At 36.9% G+C, this 2,506-nt stretch carries 3 protein-coding genes; 2 read left to right on the top strand and 1 reads right to left on the bottom strand.

Features of this window, described 5'->3' with window-relative positions; translation table 11 throughout:
• Both ACY65O_RS13105 and ACY65O_RS13110 read left to right on the top strand, forming a co-directional pair.
• The coding region (locus ACY65O_RS13105; RefSeq protein ID WP_462221308.1) for an SAM hydrolase/SAM-dependent halogenase family protein at positions 1-934 on the top strand (934 nt) is incomplete at its 5' end.
• 160 nt (positions 935-1,094) lie between these two features.
• The gene (locus tag ACY65O_RS13110) at positions 1,095-1,655 is read left to right on the top strand and encodes a hypothetical protein (protein ID WP_462221309.1); all 561 of its coding nucleotides are present in this window, start codon (positions 1,095-1,097) and stop codon (positions 1,653-1,655) included.
• Positions 1,656-1,682: 27 nt separating this feature from the next.
• On the opposite strand, the gene ACY65O_RS13115 is transcribed toward ACY65O_RS13110, so the two are convergent.
• Positions 1,683-2,354 carry a gluconate 2-dehydrogenase subunit 3 family protein gene (locus ACY65O_RS13115; protein ID WP_462221310.1) on the bottom strand — a complete coding sequence of 224 codons (672 nt, stop codon included), beginning with the start codon at positions 2,352-2,354 and terminating at the stop codon, positions 1,683-1,685.
• Positions 2,355-2,506 lie beyond the last annotated feature (152 nt).

Consider the following 2,506-nt stretch of genomic DNA (forward strand, 5'->3'; position numbering starts at 1 on the left):
GTCAACTCTTTTTAAATTAATAAAGATGATGAAAAAATATTTTCTGTATTTTTCGCTGCTCTTTGTAGTATCATTATTTACAAACATTTCAGCTGCCCAAAACAAAATCGTTGTCTTTCAATCAGATTTTGGAGTAAAAGATGGCGCCGTATCTGCCATGAAAGGTGTTGCCATGGGAGTGGACAGCAGTTTAAAACTATTTGATCTTACACACGAAATTCCGGCATACAATATTTGGGAAGCAGCTTATCGTTTAGAACAAACCGTTAGTTACTGGCCTGTGGGTACTGTGTTTGTTTCTGTGGTTGATCCCGGAGTGGGTACCAATAGAAAATCTGTAGTGCTAAAAACAAAAGCCGGGCATTTTATTGTAACACCTGATAATGGAACGCTTACTTTAATAGCAGCATCGGAAGGTATTGCTTCCATAAGAGAAATTAATGAAGCAGTGAACAGAAGAAAAGGCTCCGAAAAATCTTATACTTTTCATGGCAGGGATGTGTATGCTTATACCGCTTCAAGATTAGCAGCAGGAAAAATAACTTATGAAGAAGTAGGAAAGGAGTTGCCCAACGAAGTGGTAAGTATCCCTTATCAAAAAGCAATTCTCGAAAACAAAAAAATAAAAGGTACCATCGCAATTTTAGATGTACAGTACGGCAATATCTGGACGAATATTGATGCCAATATTTTTAAACAGCTTAATGCAAAACCGGGAGATAATTTGCATGTGGTTATCTATAAAAAAAACATAAAAAAATACGAAGGTAATATGCCTTACGCCCAAACATTCGGTGCCGTGGCTAAAAATAAACCACTGCTTTATCTTAATAGTTTACTGCAGGTTTCGTTTGCCTTAAACATGGGCAGTTTTTCTGCAGTACATAAAATTTACAGTGGCAGTGAGTGGACGGTGGAAGTGATGAAACAATAAATCTAGCAACAGCATATCACCTGTTGCTGACAACCAAGATGAGCCCGGTACAATAACATTTCATTAATAAAAGCAGTTGTAACTTAAAATTTTTATTAACGTTGCATGGGTTGTAAAAGTTTTATCACCACTTTTTTTAACCTGAAAACAAGGCTTCTGTATGAAAAAACTGCTTGCAGCTATTCTTGGATTTGCATTTTTCAATATTACAAATGCACAAACTACCGACTCAACTATTCACAATTACCTAAAGCCGGATATCAATGATCAGTCCTGGTGTATTGCTGTTAATGCCGGAGTACAAAAGCGTTTCTTTTTTGGTGCAGGTATAGCACGAACTACTTTTAACGGCAGTGGCCATGGTGTGTATGGGTCAGATATTTATGCCGGGATAAATATTTTTCCTGCTTTCAAAAAAACGTACGAAAAAGTTAGTGGCATAAAATTAGGAGGAGATCTTTTTGGTAATGCATTTTTTATGGGTGCCGAAGTGCAATACCTGAAATCGAAAGGGGCAGAGGACTGGTTATTTACACCAAGGGCCGGAATAGGCATCAGTTATTTGTACCTGGTATATGGATACAGTATTTCGAAAAATAAATTTCCAATTCCAGGCATCAGCCAGAACTCACTTTCGCTGCAGGTGAACTTTCCCTTTTATACCAAAGACAAGTTGACGAATAAAATAACGCACTGGAGTAAGACGAAGAAAAAGAAATAGAATTTTTAAATGAGTTTTACAGTCTTGTTACTTCTTATCAAAACTTACACACTCCTTTAATTCTTTTTCGGTATAAGATAAATTGTATTGTTTTAAAACATCATCCGGTACACCATTCCATTGGGTGGGGATGTTGCCGGCATAACCAATATCTTTCACGCCAATTTCCGAAGTGTAAAAACCGGTGGCGGTTAAATTTCTCATCAGCTTAAAAAATTCTACACCCTGGCTCATTTCTGGTTTTGCTTTTTTCGGGTAGGCGATCATGTCCACCATTTCAATTTGCTGTTGCTGGCTGCAATCTTTAAAAGCTTTGTTGTAACGGGTAAGGCATTGCATATCTAACCAGCGCAATCCGCCTTTCATAGGTATCTGGTGGTTGGGCATATCTTTTACAATAAACTCAATAAAGTCGGGTACTTTAGCATCGCTGGCGCTGCCGCTTACGGTATCTTTAGGAATAATTATATCTCCTAAAATTGTAATGGTGGCCATTTCTTCTGGCGTAAAAAATTTCTCCTTAGATAAAATTTCTTTTTCCCTTTTCAATTCATCCGGGTTACGGTCTAAATTAAATTGCGGTTCAGCTACTACAGTTGCAGCAGATGTTTTTTTATCATCAATATTACAACCAGCAATTACCGTTGGCACCGCAATAGCACCGGTAGCTAAAAGTTTTAATGATTTTCTTCTGTCCATTTCGTTAGAACGTTTTTATTTTAAAATATTTTTTTATTCATCGTTACCATCTTGCCATGTATTCATTGAATATTGAACATTCCCTTCTTACTCTTACAAAATAAAGCCCCCATTTACAGGTTATTTTTCTTCATCTCCGCAATAATATACTC

It is taken from the genome of Ferruginibacter sp. (assembly GCF_031430955.1).
In the GTDB taxonomy this organism is placed as follows: Bacteria; Bacteroidota; Bacteroidia; order Chitinophagales; family Chitinophagaceae; genus Ferruginibacter.

What these genes read in the sequence shown, in the direction of transcription:
- ACY65O_RS13110 (WP_462221309.1), top strand. Translation starts at nt 1,095, where the DNA reads ATGAAAAAACTGCTTGCAGCTATTCTTGGATTTGCATTTTTCAATATT.
- ACY65O_RS13115 (WP_462221310.1), bottom strand. Translation starts at nt 2,354, where the DNA reads ATGGACAGAAGAAAATCATTAAAACTTTTAGCTACCGGTGCTATTGCG.